Origin of the sequence: Streptomyces sp. NEAU-YJ-81 (genome assembly GCF_017592595.1) — a bacterium.
GTDB lineage: Bacteria > Actinomycetota > Actinomycetes > Streptomycetales > Streptomycetaceae > Streptomyces > Streptomyces hygroscopicus_B.
Genome location: NZ_JAGFNO010000014.1, coordinates 194,101 through 213,409, shown reverse-complemented (window position 1 = coordinate 213,409; position 19,309 = coordinate 194,101). Strand labels below are relative to the sequence as shown.

The 19,309-nt window shown below is 71.6% G+C and carries 16 protein-coding genes and 1 pseudogene; 14 read left to right on the top strand and 3 right to left on the bottom strand.

Annotation, left to right across the window (positions count from 1 at the left end; genetic code table 11):
- The first annotated feature begins 36 nt into the window (after positions 1-36).
- The 14 genes and pseudogenes from J5X86_RS27855 (at position 37) to J5X86_RS27795 (ending at position 15,563) form a co-directional block, all read left to right on the top strand.
- The gene (locus tag J5X86_RS27855; protein ID WP_208519443.1) at positions 37-1,212 is read left to right on the top strand and encodes a PLP-dependent aminotransferase family protein; all 1,176 of its coding nucleotides are present in this window, start codon (positions 37-39) and stop codon (positions 1,210-1,212) included.
- Complete coding sequence (locus J5X86_RS27850; RefSeq protein ID WP_208519442.1) at positions 1,209-1,760, top strand: GNAT family N-acetyltransferase; 552 nt, start codon at positions 1,209-1,211, stop codon at positions 1,758-1,760. Before J5X86_RS27855 ends, J5X86_RS27850 begins: the two co-directional genes overlap by 4 nt.
- Positions 1,753-3,369: an ABC transporter substrate-binding protein gene (locus J5X86_RS27845; protein ID WP_208519441.1), complete on the top strand. Its 1,617-nt coding sequence runs from the start codon at positions 1,753-1,755 to the stop codon at positions 3,367-3,369. Before J5X86_RS27850 ends, J5X86_RS27845 begins: the two co-directional genes overlap by 8 nt.
- On the top strand, positions 3,366-4,349 hold the full coding sequence (locus tag J5X86_RS27840; protein WP_208519440.1) for an ABC transporter permease: 984 nt from the start codon (positions 3,366-3,368) through the stop codon (positions 4,347-4,349). Before J5X86_RS27845 ends, J5X86_RS27840 begins: the two co-directional genes overlap by 4 nt.
- Positions 4,346-5,170, top strand: coding sequence for an ABC transporter permease (locus tag J5X86_RS27835; RefSeq protein ID WP_208519439.1), 825 nt, complete (start codon positions 4,346-4,348; stop codon positions 5,168-5,170). The genes J5X86_RS27840 and J5X86_RS27835 overlap by 4 nt, the downstream gene beginning before the upstream one ends.
- Positions 5,167-6,858: an ABC transporter ATP-binding protein gene (locus J5X86_RS27830; protein WP_208519438.1), complete on the top strand. Its 1,692-nt coding sequence runs from the start codon at positions 5,167-5,169 to the stop codon at positions 6,856-6,858. The genes J5X86_RS27835 and J5X86_RS27830 overlap by 4 nt, the downstream gene beginning before the upstream one ends.
- 79 nt (positions 6,859-6,937) lie before the next feature.
- Complete coding sequence (locus tag J5X86_RS27825; RefSeq protein ID WP_208519437.1) at positions 6,938-8,290, top strand: NtaA/DmoA family FMN-dependent monooxygenase; 1,353 nt, start codon at positions 6,938-6,940, stop codon at positions 8,288-8,290.
- Complete coding sequence (locus tag J5X86_RS27820) at positions 8,287-8,802, top strand: GNAT family N-acetyltransferase (protein ID WP_208519436.1); 516 nt, start codon at positions 8,287-8,289, stop codon at positions 8,800-8,802. The genes J5X86_RS27825 and J5X86_RS27820 overlap by 4 nt, the downstream gene beginning before the upstream one ends.
- Positions 8,802-10,283, top strand: a complete 1,482-nt coding sequence (locus tag J5X86_RS27815; RefSeq protein WP_208519435.1) for an MFS transporter — start codon at positions 8,802-8,804, stop codon at positions 10,281-10,283. Before J5X86_RS27820 ends, J5X86_RS27815 begins: the two co-directional genes overlap by 1 nt.
- A 231-nt stretch (positions 10,284-10,514) precedes the next feature.
- Positions 10,515-10,637, top strand: a complete 123-nt coding sequence (locus tag J5X86_RS52990; protein ID WP_374229300.1) for a putative leader peptide — start codon at positions 10,515-10,517, stop codon at positions 10,635-10,637.
- Between the two features lie 77 nt (positions 10,638-10,714).
- Positions 10,715-11,935: an LLM class flavin-dependent oxidoreductase gene (locus J5X86_RS27810; protein ID WP_308124753.1), complete on the top strand. Its 1,221-nt coding sequence runs from the start codon at positions 10,715-10,717 to the stop codon at positions 11,933-11,935.
- 20 nt (positions 11,936-11,955) lie between these two features.
- Entirely contained in the window at positions 11,956-13,332 is a 1,377-nt protein-coding gene (locus J5X86_RS27805; protein WP_208519433.1) for an NtaA/DmoA family FMN-dependent monooxygenase, read from the top strand.
- Entirely contained in the window at positions 13,329-14,420 is a 1,092-nt protein-coding gene (locus J5X86_RS27800; protein ID WP_208519432.1) for an LLM class flavin-dependent oxidoreductase, read from the top strand. Before J5X86_RS27805 ends, J5X86_RS27800 begins: the two co-directional genes overlap by 4 nt.
- Before the next feature lie 14 nt (positions 14,421-14,434).
- A pseudogene (locus tag J5X86_RS27795) lies at positions 14,435-15,563 on the top strand (LLM class flavin-dependent oxidoreductase).
- Between the two features lie 55 nt (positions 15,564-15,618).
- On the opposite strand, the gene J5X86_RS27790 reads toward J5X86_RS27795, so the two are convergent.
- The 3 genes from J5X86_RS27790 to J5X86_RS27780 form a co-directional block, all read right to left on the bottom strand.
- The gene (locus tag J5X86_RS27790) at positions 15,619-16,692 is read right to left on the bottom strand and encodes an LLM class flavin-dependent oxidoreductase (protein ID WP_208519431.1); all 1,074 of its coding nucleotides are present in this window, start codon (positions 16,690-16,692) and stop codon (positions 15,619-15,621) included.
- 274 nt (positions 16,693-16,966) lie between these two features.
- Positions 16,967-18,166: a S8 family peptidase gene (locus J5X86_RS27785; protein ID WP_208519430.1), complete on the bottom strand. Its 1,200-nt coding sequence runs from the start codon at positions 18,164-18,166 to the stop codon at positions 16,967-16,969.
- Between the two features lie 712 nt (positions 18,167-18,878).
- Positions 18,879-19,277 carry a helix-turn-helix domain-containing protein gene (locus J5X86_RS27780; protein ID WP_208519429.1) on the bottom strand — a complete coding sequence of 133 codons (399 nt, stop codon included), beginning with the start codon at positions 19,275-19,277 and terminating at the stop codon, positions 18,879-18,881.
- Positions 19,278-19,309: the final 32 nt, after the last annotated feature.

The window sequence follows — 19,309 nt, the reverse complement described above, 5'->3', positions numbered from 1 at the left end:
ACCGACACACCCATCTGTTCTCTGGAGACACACCTCATGGCCCTCTCCCGCCGCGGTGCCGACACCACCGCCCTGGGCGGCTTCGGCGACCCGCCCCCGACCGGAGTCCCCGGTTTTCTCCCGCTCACCAGCGGCACCCCCGCCGCCGAGGCGCTGCCGGTCAAGGAGCTGGCCGAGGCCGCCGCCGACGTGCTCGGCGGCCCCGCGGCGGCCGATGCGCTCCAGTACTCCGGTGTGGAGGGGACACCGGAGCTGCGCGAGTGGATCGGCCGCCACGAAGGGGTCGCCGCGGAGCGGGTGCTCGTCACCAACGGGGCACTGCACTCGCTCTCCCTCGTCTTCGACGCGCTGCTCGACCCCGGCGACCTGGTCGCCGTCGAGGACCCGGTCTACCCCCTCGCGCTGCGCGTCCTCGGCCGGTCCCACGTCGGGTATCTGCCCGTCCCCACCGGACCGGACGGCCTCGACATCGACGCCCTCGCAGGGGCACTCGAAGGCGGCGCCCGCCCCAAGGTCCTCTACACGGTGCCCGACTTCCACAACCCCACCGGTGCGACCCTGCCCGCCCCCGCCCGGACACGGCTGGTCGAACTCGCCGAGACCTACGGCTTCACGATCGTCGCCGACAGTCCCTACCGCGAGCTGCGGTTCTCCGGCGAGCAGGTACCGCAGCCGAGCGCGGACAGCGATGCGGTGATCCGCGTCAACAGCTTCTCCAAAACCCTCGGCCCCGGCCTGCGCCTCGGCTGGATCGTGGGTCCGCGCCGGCTGCTCCCGGCGGTGACGCGGCTGCGCGCCAACCAGGACCAGCACTCCTCGACCTTCACGCAGGCCATCGCCGCCCGGCTGCTGACCACGCCCGGCTTGTTCGACCGCGTCACCGCCGACGCCCGGGCGCTGTACGGGCGCAGGGCTCGATCCCTCCACGCGGCGCTGCACACCGCTCTCCCGGGGCGCATCGAGGCCGCTCTGCCGGAGGGCGGGCTGTTCCTGTGGGCGAAGGTGCTGGACGACGATCCGGATCTGCACACGGCGCGCACCCGCGCCCACGCGCTCGGCACCGACTTCGGCGTCGGCGGCCACTTCTCCCCGCCCGGCGGAACCGGCTCCCCGGGCCACATCCGCCTCGGCATCGGCGCGGTGCCCGAGGCCGACGTGGCCACGGCGGTCGGCCGGCTGGCCGAGGCACTGCACCCGGAGACGGCCCGATGACCCATCCGCCCACCCCCGCCGCCGCACCCACCCCCGTGCTCGCGCCGGACGGACCCGTCCGCTGGGCGGCCCTGGGCTGGGACCATCCCGCCGCCGCCGAGCTCCGGGCCCTGATGGACGCGGAGATCAAGCCCCGCTATGCCGCCTACGGGCCGCGTCCGCATCTGCCGCCCCCGCCCGCCGCCGCCGAGATAGCCGTCACCTGGATTGCCTTCACCGGACCCGGTGAGCCCGTCGCGACGGCCTCACTGCACGCGCTGCCCGGCGACCGGTGGGAGATCAAGCGCGTCTTCGTCCGTGCCGACCACCGCGGCCGCGGGCTGGCCACGGCGGCCCTGGCGGCCGTCGAGGCGTCCGCGGCCGAACGGGGCGTCGTGGAGCTGCTGTTGCAGACGGGCGTCCGGCAGCCGGAGGCGGCCGCCCTCTACGCACGCGAGGGCTGGTACCGCATCCCGCCCTACCCGCCCTACTCCCGCGACCCGTACAGCGTCTGCTTCGCCAAACGGCTGCCCGCCACCGGCGGTGCGGAGCGGGGGAGCCATGCGTGACCCCCGGCGTCTGGCTGCCGTCGTGATCGCCCCGCTGCTGCTGGCCGGATGCGCCCCCTCCGGTGCCGGATCCCGCACCTCGGCCTCCGGCACCTCGCTGACCTGGGGTGTCACCACCGAGCCGCAGTGCTTCGACCCGCACCGCTCCACGCAGCAGAACGCGTTCATCATCATCCGCAACTACGTCGACTCCCTCGTCTCGAAGAAGCCGGACGGCACCTTCGCACCCTGGCTGGCCACGCGCTGGAAGATCTCCAAGGGCGGCACGGTCTACACCTTCCGGCTCCGCGACGATGTGACGTTCAGCGATGGCACCCGCTTCGACGCGAAGGCCGCGAAGGCCAATCTCGACTACGTCGCCGACCCGGCGAACGCCGCGGACGCCGCCAGCCTGCTCGTCAACTACAAGCGCAGCACCACGCCCGACCCGCGCACGCTGCGGGTCGAGCTGAAGAAGCCCGACTCCTCGCTCCTGGAGTCGTTCTCCAGCGTCAAGCTGGGCTTCCTGTCGCCCGCCTCGCTGAAGAAGGGCGACACGCTGTGCGACGCGAGCCCCTCGCTCGTCGGCACCGGCCCGTTCACCATCGACGGCTACACCCGTGGCCAGTCCGTACGCTTCCGCAAGAACCCCCGCTACGACTGGCCGCCCGGCTACTCCGAGCACCGCGGTCCGGCGTATCTGAACACCGTCACCTACCGCTTCCTACCCGAGTACTCCACCCGCGCGGGGGCCCTCTCCTCCGGACAGGTCGACGCGATCGAGGGCGTACAGCCCCTGGACGTACCGCTGTTCAAGGACACGAAGGGTTTCCAGTACCGCACCGGACCGTCCCGGCAGACCTCCTTCACCCTCAACGTCAACTACACCCGGGGCCCGGGCGCCGACATCCGGGTGCGGCGGGCGCTGCGCGACGGCGCCGACCTGGACGCGGTCGTGAAGGCCGTCTACCGGGGCACCGTGTCCCGGGCCTGGTCCAACATAGGCCCCGACAACTCCGACTACGACGCCTCGCTGAAGGGAAGCTGGGGCAACGCCCCCCAGAAGGCCAACCGGCTGCTGGACGAGGCCGGATGGACCGGACGCGACAGCGACGGCTACCGCACCAAGCACGGGAAGCGGCTCACGCTGGAGGTCGGATACCCCCAGCCATATGTGCGTGACAACCGCGATGTGCTGATCGAGGCGCTCCAGGCCGAGCTGCGGCAGAACATCGGACTCGACCTCGACCTGAAGATCAACACCGCCGGGGAGTTCACCGACCAGAAGGCCCACGGCACCTGGACCATCTACCCGAACACGCTCAACCCGCTGGACGCGGGCATGGAGCTGCGACAGGTCCTCGGCAGCACCGAGTTCCTCTACGGCAACGTCCGCGGCTACGACAGAAAGCTCGACGGCATGATCAACCGCGCCCTGGCCACCACTGACCTGGACAAGCGCCGCCCGCTGCTGGCGAGGATCCAGCGGCGCGCCGTGGACCGGGCGTACATCGTGCCGCTGTTCGCCCCGCACTACCAGATCGCCGCCACCGACAAGGTCCACGGCCTCGGCTTCGAGACCCAGCTCGACTCGCCCGCCAACAACTACGCGATACGGGTCGGCCGATGAGCGCCGCCACCGCCGCGGTGGAGCCCACCGGCGCCACGGGAACCCGAGCGAGCGCCATCGTGGCCTTGCGGCGGGCCGCCGCGCGCGTCGCCACCGGCATCGGCGTGATGTGGGCCGCCGCCACCACCGCGTATGTGGTGCTGCACACCATGCCGGGGAAGATCGAGGACATCCTGGTGGGCGACCAGACCTATCCGGGCGCGCAGGAGGCGGTCGCCGCGGAATGGGGCCTGGACCGGCCGCCGGTCGTGCAGTACCTCGACTATCTGTGGCGGCTGCCGCACGGCGATCTCGGCACCTCGTACGCGATGCGGCAGCCGGTCGCCTCCGTCGTCGGCGACCAGCTGTGGCCGACGGTCCAGCTCACCCTGGCGGCCGCGGGGGTGGCCGTCGGCCTCGCGCTGGCCGTGGCCGTCGGCACGGCGGGCCGGGCCCGACCGCTGCGCGCGCTCGCCTCCGTGGCCGAACTCATCGCCACCTCCATGCCGGTGTACTGGCTCGGCATTCTGCTGCTGATGGTGTTCTCCTTCGGCCTGGGCTGGTTCCCGCTGACCGCCGACAGCGGTGCGGCCTCGCTGGTGCTGCCCGCCGTCACCCTCGGGCTGCCCATGGCCGGGCTGCTGTCGCAGGTGCTGCGCGAGTCCCTGGAAGCCACGCTGGAGCAGCCGTTCATCACCACCGTCCGCGCGCGGGGTGTCGGCGAGACCATGGTGCGGCTGCGCCACGCCCTCAAGCACGCCATGGCGCCGGTGATCAACCTGGGCGGCTGGATGATCGGTTCCCTGCTCGGCGGGGCCGTCATCACCGAGACCGTCTTCGGCCGTCCGGGGCTCGGCGCCGTCACGCTGACCGCCGTGACCAACAAGGACGTGCCGGTCGTGCTCGCCGTCGTCCTGCTCGCCGCGTTCGCGTACGTGGTGATCTCCACGCTCGTCGACATCGTCAACCTGCTCATCGACCCGAGGCTGAGGACCCGATGACCACACGTCTTGGCCTGCTGCGCCACACCGGCACCGCCCTGTGCGCCGCGCTCATCGCAATACTGCTGCTCGCCGCCGCCTTCCCCGGTCTCTTCGGCGACGTCGACCCGCTGCGCTCCTCGATGCCCGAATCCCTGCAGGCACCCAGCGCGCGGCACTGGTTCGGCACCGACCTGCTGGGCCGGGACGTGTTCGCCCGGGTGGTGCACGGGGCGCGCTACTCCCTGCTGCTCGGGGTGGCCGCCATGCTCATCAGCCTGGTCCTCGGCCTGCTGACCGGTGTCCTCGCCGGGCTGTCCGGCCGGGCGGCCGACGAGGCCGTGGCGCGGCTGCTCGATGTGGTCTCCGCGTTTCCGGGCGTGCTGCTGGCGATGCTCGTGGTGGTCTTCACCGGGCCCGGTGTCCTCAACATCGCGGTGGCGATCGGCATTTCGGGCGTACCGAAGTTCGCCCGGGTGATCCGTGCACAGACCCGGACGGTGAAGGACGCCGGATACGTCACCCACGCCGTCGTGCAGGGCCGCTCCCGGGGCTGGAACCTGGCGCGCCACATCGCCCCCAACGTCCTGACCGCCGTGCCCGTCATCGCCACCATCGACATCGGCACCTCGATCGTGGCCGTGTCCGGGCTGAGCTTCCTCGGCCTCGGACCGCAGCCCCCGGTCCCCGAATGGGGCGTGATGCTCTCCGAGGGCCGCGACATCCTCCGTACCGCCTGGTGGGCCGGGCTCTTCCCCGGTCTGGCGATGACCCTGACGGTGATCGCCTTCACCGTCGTCGGCCGCAGGCTGCAACTCCTCCTGGAAGGCAGGACCCCATGACCGCACGTGACGCGGCGGCACATCGGCCGCTCGTCGAGGTGGACTCGCTCAGCGTCGCCTTCCGCGGCCGTACGGGGGCCGTACGGGCCGTGGAGGACGTCTCCTTCGCCGTCCATCCCGGCGAGTGCGTGGCGATCGTCGGGGAGTCCGGCTCCGGCAAGAGCGTCACCGCCCGGTCCCTCGTCGGGCTGAACGGCCGGGAGGCGATCCCCGCGGCCGCCGCCCTGCGGGTGGACGGCCGGGACGCGCTCGGCTTCTCCCAGCGGGACTGGCGGGCCGTGCGCGGGCGGTTCGCGGGGCTGGTCCTGCAGGACGCGCTGGTCTCGCTCGACCCGCTGCGCACCGTGGGCCAGGAGGCCGGCGAGGCCATCCGCCACCACCGGCTGGAGCCGCGCGGCCGGGTGCGGGACCGGGTGCTGGGCACCTTGCGCGCGGTGGGCATGCCGGACCCCGAACGGCGGATCGACGCGTATCCCCACGAACTGTCCGGGGGGTTGCGGCAGCGCGCGCTGATCGCCTCCGCCATCGCCGCCGAACCGCGGCTGATCATCGCGGACGAGCCGACCACGGCACTGGATGTGACCGTGCAGCGGCAGGTCGTGCAGGTGCTCGCCGATCGGGTGGCCGACGGCACCGGACTGCTGCTGATCAGCCATGACCTGGCCGTCGTCGCGGACATCGCCGACCGCGTCCTGGTCATGGAGCGCGGCCGGGTGGTGGAGGACGGGCCGGCGCGCGAGGTGCTGCGGCACCCCAGTGCCCCCTACACCCGACGACTGCTGGCGGCGATCCCCACGGCCGCCTCGCGCGGCGCACGGCTGACCGGCGACCGCCCGGCGACAGCGGCGTCCGCGACGTCCGCCACCGTACGCCGCCTTCCGCCCGGGCCCGGCGACGACGTGGTCCTGGAGGCGAGGGGCCTGACCAAGACCTACGCGGTGCGCGGCCCGAGCGGTGCGGGCGGCCGGCAGCGGTTCACCGCCCTGGACGACGTGTCCTTCCGGCTGCACCGGGGAGAGGCGCTGGGCATCGTCGGGGAGTCCGGCTCGGGCAAGACCACCTGCGCCGACATCGTGCTCGCCCTCACCCGGCCGGACTCCGGCGAGGTGCGGCTGCACGGCCGCCCCTGGAGTGCGCTGACCGAGCGGGAGCGCAGGGCCTCGCGCCGGCTGGTCCAGTACGTACCGCAGGACCCGCTGAGCTCCTTCGACCCGCGCTGGACGGTGGGCCAGGTACTGGCGGAGAACATCCACAGGGAGAATTCCCGCGCCCGGCGGCGCGATCTGGCCGTCGCCGCCCTGGAACGGGTGGGTCTGAGCGCCGGCCACCTCACCCGCCGGCCCCGGTCGCTGTCCGGCGGCCAGCGCCAGCGGGTGGCGATCGCGCGGGCGCTGATGGGCGAACCGGAGATCATCGTGTGCGATGAGCCGGTGTCCGCCCTGGACGTCCTCATCCAGGCCCAGGTGCTCGACCTGATCGCGGACCTGCGGGCCGAACTGGGCACCTCCCTGCTGTTCATCTCGCACGACCTGGGCGTGGTGCACCATCTCACCGACCGCGTCCTGGTGTTCAAGGACGGCCGGGTCGTGGAGCGGGGCGATGTCGACGAGGTCTTCACGGCGCCGAGCCATCCCTACACACGCGAACTGCTCTCCTCGCTCCCGGGGCAGGAGCTGCGGGCGTCGTGAACCGTATCCGCCTCGCGGCGGTCCGCCACGGCGGGCCGTCAGGCCCCGACATCCGTCTCGTCATCACCGGGAGTCCGGCATGACCAAACCCGCCAAGCAGGTGCACCTCGGGGCAGCCTTTCCCGGGGTGAACAGCCACACCGTCTGGAGCGATCCGCACTCGGGCAGCCAGATCGACTTCTCCTCCTTCCGCCATCTCGCGCGGACCGCCGAGCGCGGAAAGTTCGACTTCTTCTTCCTCGCCGAGGGGCTTCGGCTGCGCGAGCACCGCGGGAAGATCTTCGATCTGGACGTGGTCGGCCGACCCGACACCCTGCCGGTGCTGAGCGCGCTGGCGGCCGTCACCGACCACATCGGCCTGGCCGGGACCGTCAACGCCACCTTCAACGAACCCTTCGAACTCGCCCGGCAGTTCGCGACGCTGGACCACCTCTCCGGCGGGCGCGCCGCATGGAACGTGGTCACCTCATCGGACGCCTTCACCGGCGCGAACTTCCGCCGGGGCGGCTTCCTGGACCACGCCGACCGGTACCGCCGGGCCGCGGAGTTCGTCGAGGTCGCCCGCGCGCTGTGGGACGCCTGGGCCCCGGACGCGGTGGTCGCCGACCCCACCGCCGGGGTCTTCGTCAAGGACGGGGCAATCGCCGAAGTGCGCCACCGGGGCCCGCAGTTCGACATCACCGCGCGTCCGACGGTGTCGCGCGGCCCTCAGGGCCACCCGGTACTGATCCAGGCCGGAAACTCCCGCGACGGCCGTGAGTTCGCCGCCGCGACCGCTGACGCGATCTACACCATCCACGCCGAACTGGCGGCGGGCCAGACCTTCTACGCCGACGTCAAGAGCCGACTCGCCACGTACGGCCGTGCTCCCGGGGATCTGAAGATCCTGCCCCAGGCCACCTTCGTGCTGGGCGACACCGAGGCGGAGGCGCGTGAGCGCGCCCGCCACATCCGCCGCCAGCAGGTCTCCCCGCAGGGAGCGATCGCACAGCTCGAACAGGTATGGGGACGCGACCTGTCCGGCTACGACCCCGACGGACCACTGCCCGACGTCGAACCACGCGCCGATGCCGTCGGCATCACCCGCGGCCGGGCACGTCACCACCACGACCCCCTCGCGGTGGCACGCCACTGGCGTCAGGTCGCCGAGGCGAAGAAGCTCAGCATCCGCGACCTGGTCATCGAGCTGACCGGCCGCCACGCCTTCGTCGGCACCCCGGCCCGGGTCGCCGAAGAGATCAACACCTATGTGCACAGCGACGCCTGCGACGGATTCATCATCTCCGGGCACCTCACCCCCACCGGCCTGGACGAGTTCGTCGACACCGTGATCCCCGAACTCCAGGACCGCGGGGTGTTCCGCTCGGAATACCACGGCACCACCCTGCGCGATCACCTGGGCCTCGGCCCCGCACCCGCCCCGGTCCGATGAGCGACATCCGCATCCGCACCGCCCGCGCCCAGGAGCACGAACAGGTCGCGGCTCTCACCGTCGACGGCTTCCGCAGCCGCAACAGCGCACCCCGCCCCGAACGGCTGGCCCTGCTGAGCGATGCGCCCGGCCGCGCCGCCGCCGGAGATCTGCTGGTGGCCGTGGACGAACCGAGCGCCACACTGATCGGCACCGCGAGTCTGCTGCGTCCCGGCACCGCGTACGCCCGCCTCGCCCTGCCCGACGAGGCGGAGCTGCGCCTGCTGGCCGTCCTGCCCGAACACCGTGGTCGCGGAGCCGGCGGTGCGCTCCTCGCCGAGGGCATCGAGCGCGCCCGCTCCTGGGGCATGCGCGCCCTGGTCCTGGACACGGGCCGGGACAACCTCGTCTCCCAGCACGTCTACCAGCGGCTCGGCTTCGTCCGTCAGTACGCCCGCGAGGAGCGCGAGAACCGGCACAGACCGGTGAAGACCGCCGTCTTCTCCCATGACCTCGGCCGGGGCCGGGCCTGATGGCCGCCACCCGCTTCGACACCGGCCGACGCCGAGTGATCGCCGTCTGCATGGCCGCCGGAACGACCACCCTGCTGGACAACTCGGTTCTCAACATCGCGATACCCGCGCTGCGCGCCTCCCTGCACGCGGGCCCCACCGAAGTGCAGTGGATCGTGGCCGGGTACTCCCTGTCCTTCGGCCTCACCCTCGTACCCGGTGGCCGCCTCGGCGATGTGCACGGGCGCAAGACGCTCTTCCTCGCCGGTCTCGCGACGTTCACCGCGGTCGGTGTGGTGGCCGCCGTCTCCACCCACCCGTGGACGGTCATCGCGGCACGACTGCTCCAGGGCGCGGCGGCGGGCCTGGTCAACTCCCAGGTGATCGGCACCATCCAGGACGTGTTCAGCGGCCAGGACCGGGCCCGTGCCCTGGGCCTGTACGCGGTGACCAGCGGAGTGGCGGCCGCGCTCGGTCCGCCCCTGGGCGGGGCGCTGATCGCGGCCGCCGGGCCGGACGTCGGCTGGCGGCTCACCCTCCTGCTGACCGTCCCCTTCGGGCTGGCCACGCTGGCGCTCGCCGTACGGTATCTGCCCGCGCCCCGGCCGAACGCCGGCCACACCGACCTGGATCCGGTCGGCCTCGTCCTGGTCGGGGTCCTGGCACTGGTGGTGATGGTGCCGTTCATCCAGATCCCGTCGAACGGGGCGGCGGTGGCGGCCTGGGCGGCCACGGGCTGCGTCGTGGCCGGACTCATCCCGGTCTGGCAGCGCCGCTTCATCCGCTCGGGAGGCCGCCCGCTGCTTCATCCCTCGCTCGCGGGGTCCGCGCCGTTCGCGCTGGGCACGGCCGTGGCGATGGCGCAGTTCGGTGCCTCGATCGCCGGATCACTGGTGCTCACGATGTTCCTGCAGGACGGCCTCGGGCTGCCCGCCGTGGCCGCCGCCGTGGTCACCCTGCCCTCGGCGGTGGCGATGGGCATCTCGTCCGCACTGGCGTGGCGCATGGTGCGGCGATTCGGCCGGCACACGGTGACGCTCGGACTCGCTCTGGGCGCGTGCTCCTTTCTGACGAGCGGCCTCGCCGCGCTGCGCGCCCCGGCCTCCGCCCTGCCGGTGATCCTCGCGCTGACCCAGTTCTGCGCGGGCGCCGCTTCCGGGCTGATCGTCTCCCCGAACCAGGCGCTGGTGCTGCGCCATGCCCCGCGGGAGGCCGCCGGGGTGGCGGGAGGGGTTCTGCAGATGTCCCAGCGCATCGCGGCCGCCGTGGGTGTCTCGGCCATCTCCGGTCTCTATCTGCACACCGCGGCGCGGGGGACCGCCCACCACCGGTCGGCCTACTGGCACGCGAGCCTCACCTGCGCGGGCGTGCTGGCCGTCGCGCTGGCGGTATCCGCCCTGCGCGGCCGGCGAACGGACGACGGCGCACCCGACCCCCTCGAGCCGGCCCACGACGCCACGCCGCGGGCGGGGACATGGGGGAGACCGCAGCCCCACCCGTAGCCCGGCCCGTATCAGTGGCCGCGGCGGCTTGCGATGCCACGGTTCGTATGCGCGGTCGGTTATGTCCGTTTAGATGGGCAGTCCCACATTTTCGTCGGATGACATAGGGGCGTCGAGGAATATGCCGCAGCCCCGTCCGAGTTGACGATTGCGTGAGGTCACCGACCTCACGTAGCGTTCCGAGATATCACCCAGGGCCCGAAGGCCCGTCGAGAACGGGAACGGGAGGCGATGGTGTCGCGGCCGATGACCTGCCCGCCCACGCCGGCTCCGGCCCTCCGCGAGGGCGTCCGCCTGTACTCCCGGCACCACATCGACCTGTTGCGCGTTGCCGGCGCACTCTGTCGCCGCTGACCTGATCACCTCAAGTACACCGCGCCCTCCCGATGAGGTGCGGTGATCACCCATGGCCGACCAGGGAGGCACCCTTCGTGTCCGCGTCCTCATTCACGTCCTCATCCACACCCCTGCATCTCGCCGTCGCTCTCGACGGGGCGGGCTGGCATCCGGCCGCATGGCGCGAGCCGCACGCCCGGCCCCGGGAGCTGTTCGACGCCGCGTACTGGACCGATGTCGTCACCGAGGCCGAACGCGGTCTGCTCGACTTCGTGACCTTCGAGGACGGGCTCTCGCTCCAGTCCTCGCACCGCACCGAGCCCGACGGCCGTACCGACCAGGTGCGCGGGCGGCTGGACGCGGTGCTCATCGCCTCCCGGGTCGCACCGGTGACCCGGCACATCGGGCTGGTGCCGACCGTTGTCGCCACCCACACCGAGCCGTTCCACATCTCCAAGGCGATCGCCACCCTGGACTACGTCAGCACCGGCCGCGCGGGGCTGCGGCTCCGGGTGTCCAGGCGGCGCCACGAGGCGGAACACTTCGGCCGCCGCACCCTTCCGCGCTTCGGCCCCGAGGATCTGGACACCCCGGTGGTCCGGGAGCTGACCGCCGAGCTCTTCGAGGAGGCCGCCGACTACATCGAGGTGGTACGACGCCTCTGGGACAGCTGGGAGGACGACGCCGAGATCCGGGACGTCGCCACCGGACGCTTCATCGACCGCGACAAGCTGCACTACATCGACTTCCAGGGCAGGCACTTCAGCGTCAAGGGCCCCTCGATCACGCCCAGGCCACCTCAGGGACAGCCGGTCGTCAGCGCACTGGCCCATCAGAGCGTGCCCTACCGGCTGGTGGCAACCTCCACCGACATCGGCTACATCACCCCGCACGACACGGACCAGGCCCGCGCCGTCATCGCCGAGATCCGCGCCGCCCAGGCCGCGGCGGGCCGCGCGGCGGAGCCCGTGCACCTCTTCGGCGACCTGGTGGTGTTCCTCGACGACGAACCGGGTGCCGCGGCCGCCCGGCTGGAGCGCCTGGACGCCCTCGCGGGCTACCCGTACACCAGCGACGCCAAGGTGTTCACCGGGACCCCCGCACAGCTCGCGGATCTGCTGCTGACCTGGCAGCGGACCGGACTGTCGGGGTTCCGGCTGCGCCCCGGTGTGATCGGCCACGACCTCGAGGCGGTCACCCGCGGTCTGGTGCCCGAACTCCAGCGCCGGGGCGCCTTCCGCCGGTCCTACGAGGCCGACACCCTGCGCGGGCTGCTCGGCCTCGCCCGGCCCGCCAATCGCTACGCCACCGTCTGAGCGGGAAGGACCACCCGACCATGAGCACACCGCTCAAGCAGATCCACCTGGCGGCCCACTTCCCCGGTGTCAACAACACCACGGTGTGGAGCGATCCGCAGGCGGGCAGCCATATCGAGTTCAGCTCGTTCGCACACTTCGCGCGGACCGCCGAGCGTGCCAAGTTCGACTTCCTGTTCCTCGCCGAAGGGCTTCGGCTGCGTGAACAGGGCGGCAAAATCTACGACTTGGACGTGGTGGGTCGGCCGGACACCTTCACCATCCTCACGGCGCTGGCCGCCGTCACCGAACGGCTGGGCCTCACCGGCACCATCAATTCCACCTTCAACGAGCCCTACGAAGTGGCCCGCCAGTTCGCCAGCCTGGACCATCTGTCGGGCGGGCGCGCCGCGTGGAATGTCGTCACCTCCTGGGACGCCTTCACCGGGGAGAACTTCCGCCGTGGCGGCTTCCTCCCACAGGACCAGCGGTACTCCAGGGCCAAGGAGTTCCTGGCCACCGCCACCGAGCTGTTCGACTCCTGGCGTGGTGACGAGATCGTCGCCGACCAGGCGTCCGGCACCTTCCTCAACGACGCGCGGGCCGGTGCCTTCGCCCACCAGGGACAGCACTTCGACATCGCCGGGCAGTTCAATGTCCCGCGCAGCCCGCAGGGCCGCCCGGTGATCTTCCAGGCCGGTGACTCCGAAGAGGGCCGGGAGTTCGCCGCGGCCGGCGCCGACGCCATCTTCAGCCGGTACAGCACTCTCAAGGAGGGGCAGGCGTTCTACACGGACGTCAAGGGCCGCCTCGCCCGCCACGGCCGCACCCACGACCAGTTGCTGATCCTGCCCGCGGCCACTTTCGTCCTCGGCGACACCGACGCCGAGGCGCGGGAGCTGGCCCATGAGGTACGCCGCCAACAGGTCAGCGGCGCCACCGCGATCAGACACCTGGAGTTCGTCTGGAACCGGGACCTGTCCTCGTACGACCCGGACGGCCCGCTGCCCGACATCGACCCCGACCTCGGTGAGCACACCATCGCCCGCGGCCGTGCCCAGGTGCGGATGTACCGCGATCCGCTGGCCGTCGCCCGGGAGTGGCGGGAGCTGGCGGAGGCGAACAAGTGGTCCATCCGTGACCTGGTCATCGAGACCGGCAACCGCCAGTCGTTCATCGGCTCCCCGGCCACGGTCGCCGAGGCCATCAACTCCTTCGTCCAGGCCGATGCCAGCGACGGCTTCATCCTCGTCCCGCACATCACCCCCGGCGGCCTGGACGCCTTCGCCGACACCGTCGTCCCGCTGCTGCAGGAGCGCGGCGTGTTCCGCACCGAGTACGAGGGCGCGACCCTGCGCGACCACCTCGGACTGGCCCACCCCGGCACCGGGGCGCACCAGGAACGGGCCGCGTCATGAAGTTCCTGGCCATCACCCTCATCGTGCACGCCCCGGACCCGGTGACGGGGATACAGAAGCCGACCGGTGAGCGCTTCCGCGAGGTGATCGACAACGCCCTGCTGGCGGAGGAGCTCGGCTTCGACGGCTTCGGCGTCGGCGAACGCCACGAGCGTCCGTTCATCTCCTCCTCACCACCGGTCGTGCTCAGCCACCTCGCCGCGCTCACCTCCCGGATCCGGCTGTTCACCGCGGTCACCACCCTCAGTCTGCTCGATCCGGTGCGCGCCTACGAGGACTACGCCACCCTGGACCACCTCTCCGCCGGCCGCCTCGAGCTGATCATCGGCAAGGGCAACGGCACCGCCCAGCGCGAGCTGTTCCACGTCACTCCCGAGGACCAGTGGGACCGCAACGCCGAAGGCTACGAGTTGTTCCGCCGCATCTGGCGGCAGGACAAGGTGACCGCCTCACCGCGCTTCCGGCCCGCGCTGACCGACGCCGAGGTGTGGCCGAGGCCCCTCCAGCGGCCCATCCGGGTCTGGCACGGCAGCGCCACCAGCCGGGAGTCGGTCGACCTCGCCGCCCGCTACGGCGACCCGCTGTTCTCGGCCAACGTCACCCACCCCATCGAGCCGTACGCCGAACTGATCCGCCACTACCGGGAGCGCTGGGAGGCATACGGCCACGACCCCGCCCGCGCCGTGGTCGGCGCCGGGACAGCGGGCTACTACGCGGCCCGCACCTCGCAGGAGGCCATCGCCGTCTACCGCCCGGTGTTCGAAGGCCATCTCGCCTTCCAGAAGCAGCTCGGCCTCGAACCGGTGTTCCCGACCCTGGAGGACTTCGTCGAGCGCAGCTCGGCCCTGATCGGCAGCCCCCAGCAGGTCATCGAGAAGGTGCACCGCTACCACGAGGAGTTCGGACACACCGTGCTGCACCTGCACGCGGACGCGGGCGGGCTCACCGACGCCCAGCACCGCGCCTCACTCGAACTCTTCCAGTCCGACATCGCGCCCGTACTGCGACATGACATCCCGGATCCGCCCTTCGACTGGGCCCCGGTGCTCGGCACGCCCGAACCCGCCTCCCCGTCCGCCGACCGCTGAGGAGAACCCCGACCGTGTCCGGCATCCCCCTCGCCGTCCTCGACCTCGTGCCCATCTCCGCCGGCTCCACCGCCGCCGAGGCACTGCGCAACAGCATCGACCTCGCCCAGCAGGCGGAGCGGTTCGGCTACGCGCGCTACTGGTTCGCCGAACACCACCTCAACCCGGGCGTGGCCGGGACCTCGCCCGCCGTCGTCCTGGCCCTGACCGCCTCCGCCACCTCCACGATCCGCCTCGGCTCCGGTGCCGTACAGCTCGGTCACCGCACCGCCCTGTCCACCGTCGAGGAGTTCGGCCTGATCGACGCCCTGCACCCCGGACGGCTCGACCTCGGACTCGGCCGCTCCGGCGGACGCCCCACCGAGCGCACCGGCGACGCGCCGCCCACCACGACACCTGTCATCGACGGACGCACCCCGAACGGCCTGCGCATCCCACCCAAGTTCTCCTTCCAACGACTGCTCGGGTCGCCACGTGTCGCACTCCAGCGGCGGCTCCTCCAGCAGCCAGGCGCGGAAGCGCAGGACTACGGCGAGCAGATCGACGACATCCTCGCGCTCCTGCGCGGCGACTACCGCTCCGCCGACGGCGTCGAGGCACACGCGATCCCCGGCGAAGGCGCCGATGTGCAGGTGTGGATCCTCGGCAGCAGCGGCGGGCAGAGCGCCCAGGTCGCGGGCCGGGGCGGCGTGCGCTTCGCCGCCAACTACCACGTCAGCCCGGCCACCGTCCTGGAGGCCACCGAGGCGTACCGCGCCGCGTTCCAGCCATCCGACGTGCTCGACAAGCCGTACGTCAGCGTCTCCGCCGATGTCGTGGTCGCCGAGGACGACGCGACCGCCCGCGACCACGCCACCGGCTACGGTCCGTGGGTCCGCAGCATCCGCACCGCCGAGGGCGCCATTCCCTTCCCCGCCCCCGAACAGGCCCGGGCCCACGTCTGGTCCGACGCGGACCGGGAGCTGGTCGCCGACCGCGTGGACACCCAGTTCGTCGGCTCACCCGCGCGCGTCGCCGACCAGCTCGAACAACTCCAGGAAGCCACCAGCGCGGACGAGTTGCTCATCACCACCATCACCCACCGCCACGCCGACCGGGTGCGCTCCTACGAACTGGCTCGCAGAGGAATGGCAACGCCGCTGAGCCGAAGAGGCGGGGGCCGTAGAGCAGCCACGATCCGCACGGGGAGAAAGGCCGGTCACGGGGCGGAATCACGCAGCAGGGGCAGCAGTTGATCACCGATCCGGTTGATCTCCCGCTGATAGGGGGTGTCGGACAGGACGAAGTGGGTGATGCCGAGCTTGCGGTAGCCGTGCAGCGCCCGGGCCACGTCGTCGGCGGAGCCCACCAGCCAGGTGGTCCCCGCTCCGCCACCGCCGAACTTGCCCGGGGTGGTGTACAGGCAGGTGTCGAGAACCTCTCCGCGCTGGGCGAGATCGAGGAGCCGCTGCTGTCCGACCGCCGTCCTGCGATTCCCCGTCCACACGGTCTCGCCTGCACCGGACGCCATCTTCGCGACCTTCTCCTCGGCCGCGCTCCATGCTTCGTCGGTAGTGTCGCGCACCAGCGTCGTGATCCGCAGCCCGAACTCCAACGGCTTGTGCCGTCGGCCCACCTGCTCGCTCAGCGTTTTGAGCCGGTCGATGCGTCCGGCGATCCCGTCGAGTGGTTCACCCCAGAAGAGCTGGACATCGGCCTCGGCCGCCGACACCCGTTCGGCGGCCGAGGACGCGCCGCCGAAGTAGAGCGTCGGATGCGTCCTCTCGCCGGTGGGGTACGGGCGCGGCGCGACCGTTGAGCCGGTGACCTGGAAGTGCTCGCCGTGGAAGGTGACGTCCTCCTCGGTCCACAGGCGCCGCAGGAGATGCAGGAACTCCTCGGTGCGGGCGTACCGTTGTGGGGGTTCGACGTTGGTGTCGCCGTACGCGGCCGGGTTGTCCAGTCCGCTGACGATGTTGACGAGGACGCGTCCACGGCTGAGCTGGTCGAGGGTGGCCGCCGCACTGGCGAAGTTCGCCGGGTGCCAGTAGCCGGGACGGATCGCGATCAGGGGCTTGAACGTCGTGGTCCGAGCGGCCAGGGTGGTGGCGACGGTGAAGGTGTCCGGGCGTCCCCATCCGGTGCCGAGCAGCGCGCCGCCCCAACCGTGCTCTTCTGCCGTACGGGCAAGGTCGGTCGAGTACTCGATGGACCCCCAGCCGGATGTCGTGTCGTCGCCGCGGTGGCCCGGTTCGACGGTGTTGGGGATGTACCAGAGAAATTCCAGGCTCATGATGGATCCGATCGCTGCTTGGCTTGGGTGGGCACGACACGAGCCGGGCCGGTCATGGAGGGTGGGGGCCTGCGGGCGGACAGATCGAGGCCGGTGGCCCGGGCGAGGTCGGCGCCGCCGTATGTGAAGGTCCTTGAGGTCACCCATTGCAATCGTGTGCAGCCGGGCTCCGTGTCGCTTGCACGACTCCCCGATTCCGCCACGGCCGCCCGCCGGGTGGGGCCCGGCGGGCGGCAGGTGTGATCAGCGGCGGTCCGGTGCGCCGATCAGGGTGTCACTGCACGATCTTGAGCAGCTTGTTGGGGGAGCCCGAGCCGATGCCGGAGAGCGCCCCCGAGGTGGCCCCGTCCACCAGCGCGCTCCCCACCTCGGACGGGGACGCGGTGGAGTGGCCGGAGAGGTAGATCGCCGCGGCGCCCGAGACGTGCGGGGCGGCGAAGGAGGTCCCGGAGCCCGTGTACGTCGCGGTATCGGAGGTGTTCCAGCCGGCCGTGATGTTCGAGCCCGGGGCGAAGAGGTCCACGGTCGAGCCGTAGTTGGAGTAGCTGGCCCGCGCGTCCGTGTTGGTGGTGGCGCCGACGGTGAGGGCGGTCGGCACCCGGGCGGGGGAGTAGTTCGCGGCGTTGGCGTTGGAATTGCCGGCCGCGATGGAGTAGGTCACGCCGGACGCGATCGACTTGGTCACCGCGTTGTCGAGGGAGGTACTGGCGCCGCCGCCCAGCGATACGTTGGCGACGGACGGGCCGGAGTGGTTGGCGGTGATCCAGTCCACGCCCGCGATGACACCTGCCGTGGTGCCGGACCCGTCGTTGCCGAGCACCCGGACCGCCACGATCTTCGCGTTCTTGGCCACGCCGTAGGTGGTGCCGGCGGCGGTCGTGGCGACGTGCGTGCCGTGGCCGTAGCCGTCCTGCGCCGTGGTGTCGTTGTCCACGAAGTCGTAGCCGTATGACGCCCGGCCGCTGATCTGCGTGTGGGAAATCCGCACACCGGTGTCGAGGACGTAGACGGTCACACCACTGCCGGCACTGTCCGGATAGGTGTACGTGCCGCTGAGCGGCAGGCCGGACTGGTCGACGCGGTCCAGACCCCAGGGTGCGTTGGTCTGGGTCGCGTCGGCGTGGACCTTCTGGTCCTGCTCGACGGAGGCGACCGCCGGATCGGCGGCGAGTCTCCTGGCCTCGGTGGGCTCGAGTTTTGCCGCGTAGCCGTTCAGCGCGGCGGTGAAGGTCCGCTTCACCTTGCCGCCGTATCCGGATATGAGGTCCTTGCCCCGGGTGGATGAGGCTGTGAAGCCGGCGGTCTTCTTCAGGGTGACGATGTAGCTGCCCGGCACCGCTTCCGCGGCTTGGGAGTTCACAACCGTGCCTTCGGCCGGGGCGGCGTGGGCCGGGAGCACCGTGGCTGCTCCGATGGCCGCCGCGGCGGCGATTCCCGCGGCGATCCGCCGCTTGGTGGTACGCATCACTGCCATCGCGAGGGAGTCCTCCTCGGTCGGTGGCGCGCTGTGGCGCGTGCGCGCTCTGCGGGGTGTGGGCTTACGGGCTTACGCAGTTCGCGGGGAGCGCGTGGGTCACGCTTCCGGCTCGTTGAGGATTCGCCGGGTCGTGCAGGGGAAGCAAGAGATGGCATACGCATGACATGCACATGTTGCGGTGCGTCATGCGCCGTTACGGACGGTCAAACGCGTGCAATGACACGTACATACAGGGCACGCAGATCCGCGACGGCGCTTTCCGCGTGGTGTCGGTCGTCGAACTCCGAAGGTTGGTAACCCCGTTGCGGGGCTACCGAGAACGGTGATGGGCGCCAAGATCCGCCGCGCGGCGGGGGCGACCAGCGTGCGCACTATCCCTCTCCGGCGGGCTCTGGCCAGGGGCCCCGTGCGCGCTGACGATGCACCGCATCGGCCGCTCGATGCGGCGTACCGCCGGTGCGCGGGCCATGCCCTCAGCTGCACCACTGCCCGGGAAGCCGGGCACTCGCCGGGTACCGGCTGCGCAGCCGGTACGGGAGGCTGGGCACCGACCGCGCCGTCCGGTTCGGCGGCCTCGGCCCGCGGGTACCGGACCGCGCCCGGAAGACAGACCGACATGGCTGCGCCGGGGTGAGCGTTCAGGTGCCGCTCGGCAAGAGAGCCGTCGCGGAGGACGCGAGGGCGTTCTGTGTGTTCCGCGGCTGAAGACTCACGACGGCTGCCGGGCGTCGTACTCCTCGCGGGCCGCCAGGATGTCGTTCATCGAACCCTCCACACAGTGGATGAGGGCGAGCAGCCGCTCGGCGACCTGGCGGCCCAGGGGAGTCAGGTCGTAGTCCACGCGGGGCGGATTGGTCGGCTGGGCCTTCCGGTGCACCAGGCCGTCGCGCTCCAGCGCGTGCAGGGTCTGGGACAGCATCTTCTCGCTCACCCCCTCGACGCGGCGGCGCAGCTCGTTGAAGCGCAGCGGGCCCTCGTAGAGCGTGCCGAGCGTCAGTCCGCCCCAGCGGCCCGTGACGTGCTCCAGCGTGCCGCGCGACGGGCATCCCTTGTCGAACACGCTGTACGCGAGGTCGATCTGCTCCTGCTCCTCGGTCATGCCGCTCATGACGCAAGCGTACGCGAACGCAGCGCTATCGA

What these genes read in the sequence shown, in the direction of transcription:
- J5X86_RS27850 (WP_208519442.1), top strand. Translation starts at nt 1,209, where the DNA reads ATGACCCATCCGCCCACCCCCGCCGCCGCACCCACCCCCGTGCTCGCG.
- J5X86_RS27785 (WP_208519430.1), bottom strand. Translation starts at nt 18,166, where the DNA reads ATGGCAGTGATGCGTACCACCAAGCGGCGGATCGCCGCGGGAATCGCC.
- J5X86_RS27800 (WP_208519432.1), top strand. Translation starts at nt 13,329, where the DNA reads ATGAAGTTCCTGGCCATCACCCTCATCGTGCACGCCCCGGACCCGGTG.
- J5X86_RS27835 (WP_208519439.1), top strand. Translation starts at nt 4,346, where the DNA reads ATGACCACACGTCTTGGCCTGCTGCGCCACACCGGCACCGCCCTGTGC.
- J5X86_RS27830 (WP_208519438.1), top strand. Translation starts at nt 5,167, where the DNA reads ATGACCGCACGTGACGCGGCGGCACATCGGCCGCTCGTCGAGGTGGAC.
- J5X86_RS27825 (WP_208519437.1), top strand. Translation starts at nt 6,938, where the DNA reads ATGACCAAACCCGCCAAGCAGGTGCACCTCGGGGCAGCCTTTCCCGGG.
- J5X86_RS27840 (WP_208519440.1), top strand. Translation starts at nt 3,366, where the DNA reads ATGAGCGCCGCCACCGCCGCGGTGGAGCCCACCGGCGCCACGGGAACC.
- J5X86_RS27820 (WP_208519436.1), top strand. Translation starts at nt 8,287, where the DNA reads ATGAGCGACATCCGCATCCGCACCGCCCGCGCCCAGGAGCACGAACAG.
- J5X86_RS27815 (WP_208519435.1), top strand. Translation starts at nt 8,802, where the DNA reads ATGGCCGCCACCCGCTTCGACACCGGCCGACGCCGAGTGATCGCCGTC.
- J5X86_RS27845 (WP_208519441.1), top strand. Translation starts at nt 1,753, where the DNA reads ATGCGTGACCCCCGGCGTCTGGCTGCCGTCGTGATCGCCCCGCTGCTG.
- J5X86_RS27780 (WP_208519429.1), bottom strand. Translation starts at nt 19,277, where the DNA reads ATGAGCGGCATGACCGAGGAGCAGGAGCAGATCGACCTCGCGTACAGC.
- J5X86_RS27855 (WP_208519443.1), top strand. Translation starts at nt 37, where the DNA reads ATGGCCCTCTCCCGCCGCGGTGCCGACACCACCGCCCTGGGCGGCTTC.
- J5X86_RS52990 (WP_374229300.1), top strand. Translation starts at nt 10,515, where the DNA reads ATGGTGTCGCGGCCGATGACCTGCCCGCCCACGCCGGCTCCGGCCCTC.
- J5X86_RS27790 (WP_208519431.1), bottom strand. Translation starts at nt 16,692, where the DNA reads ATGAGCCTGGAATTTCTCTGGTACATCCCCAACACCGTCGAACCGGGC.
- J5X86_RS27805 (WP_208519433.1), top strand. Translation starts at nt 11,956, where the DNA reads ATGAGCACACCGCTCAAGCAGATCCACCTGGCGGCCCACTTCCCCGGT.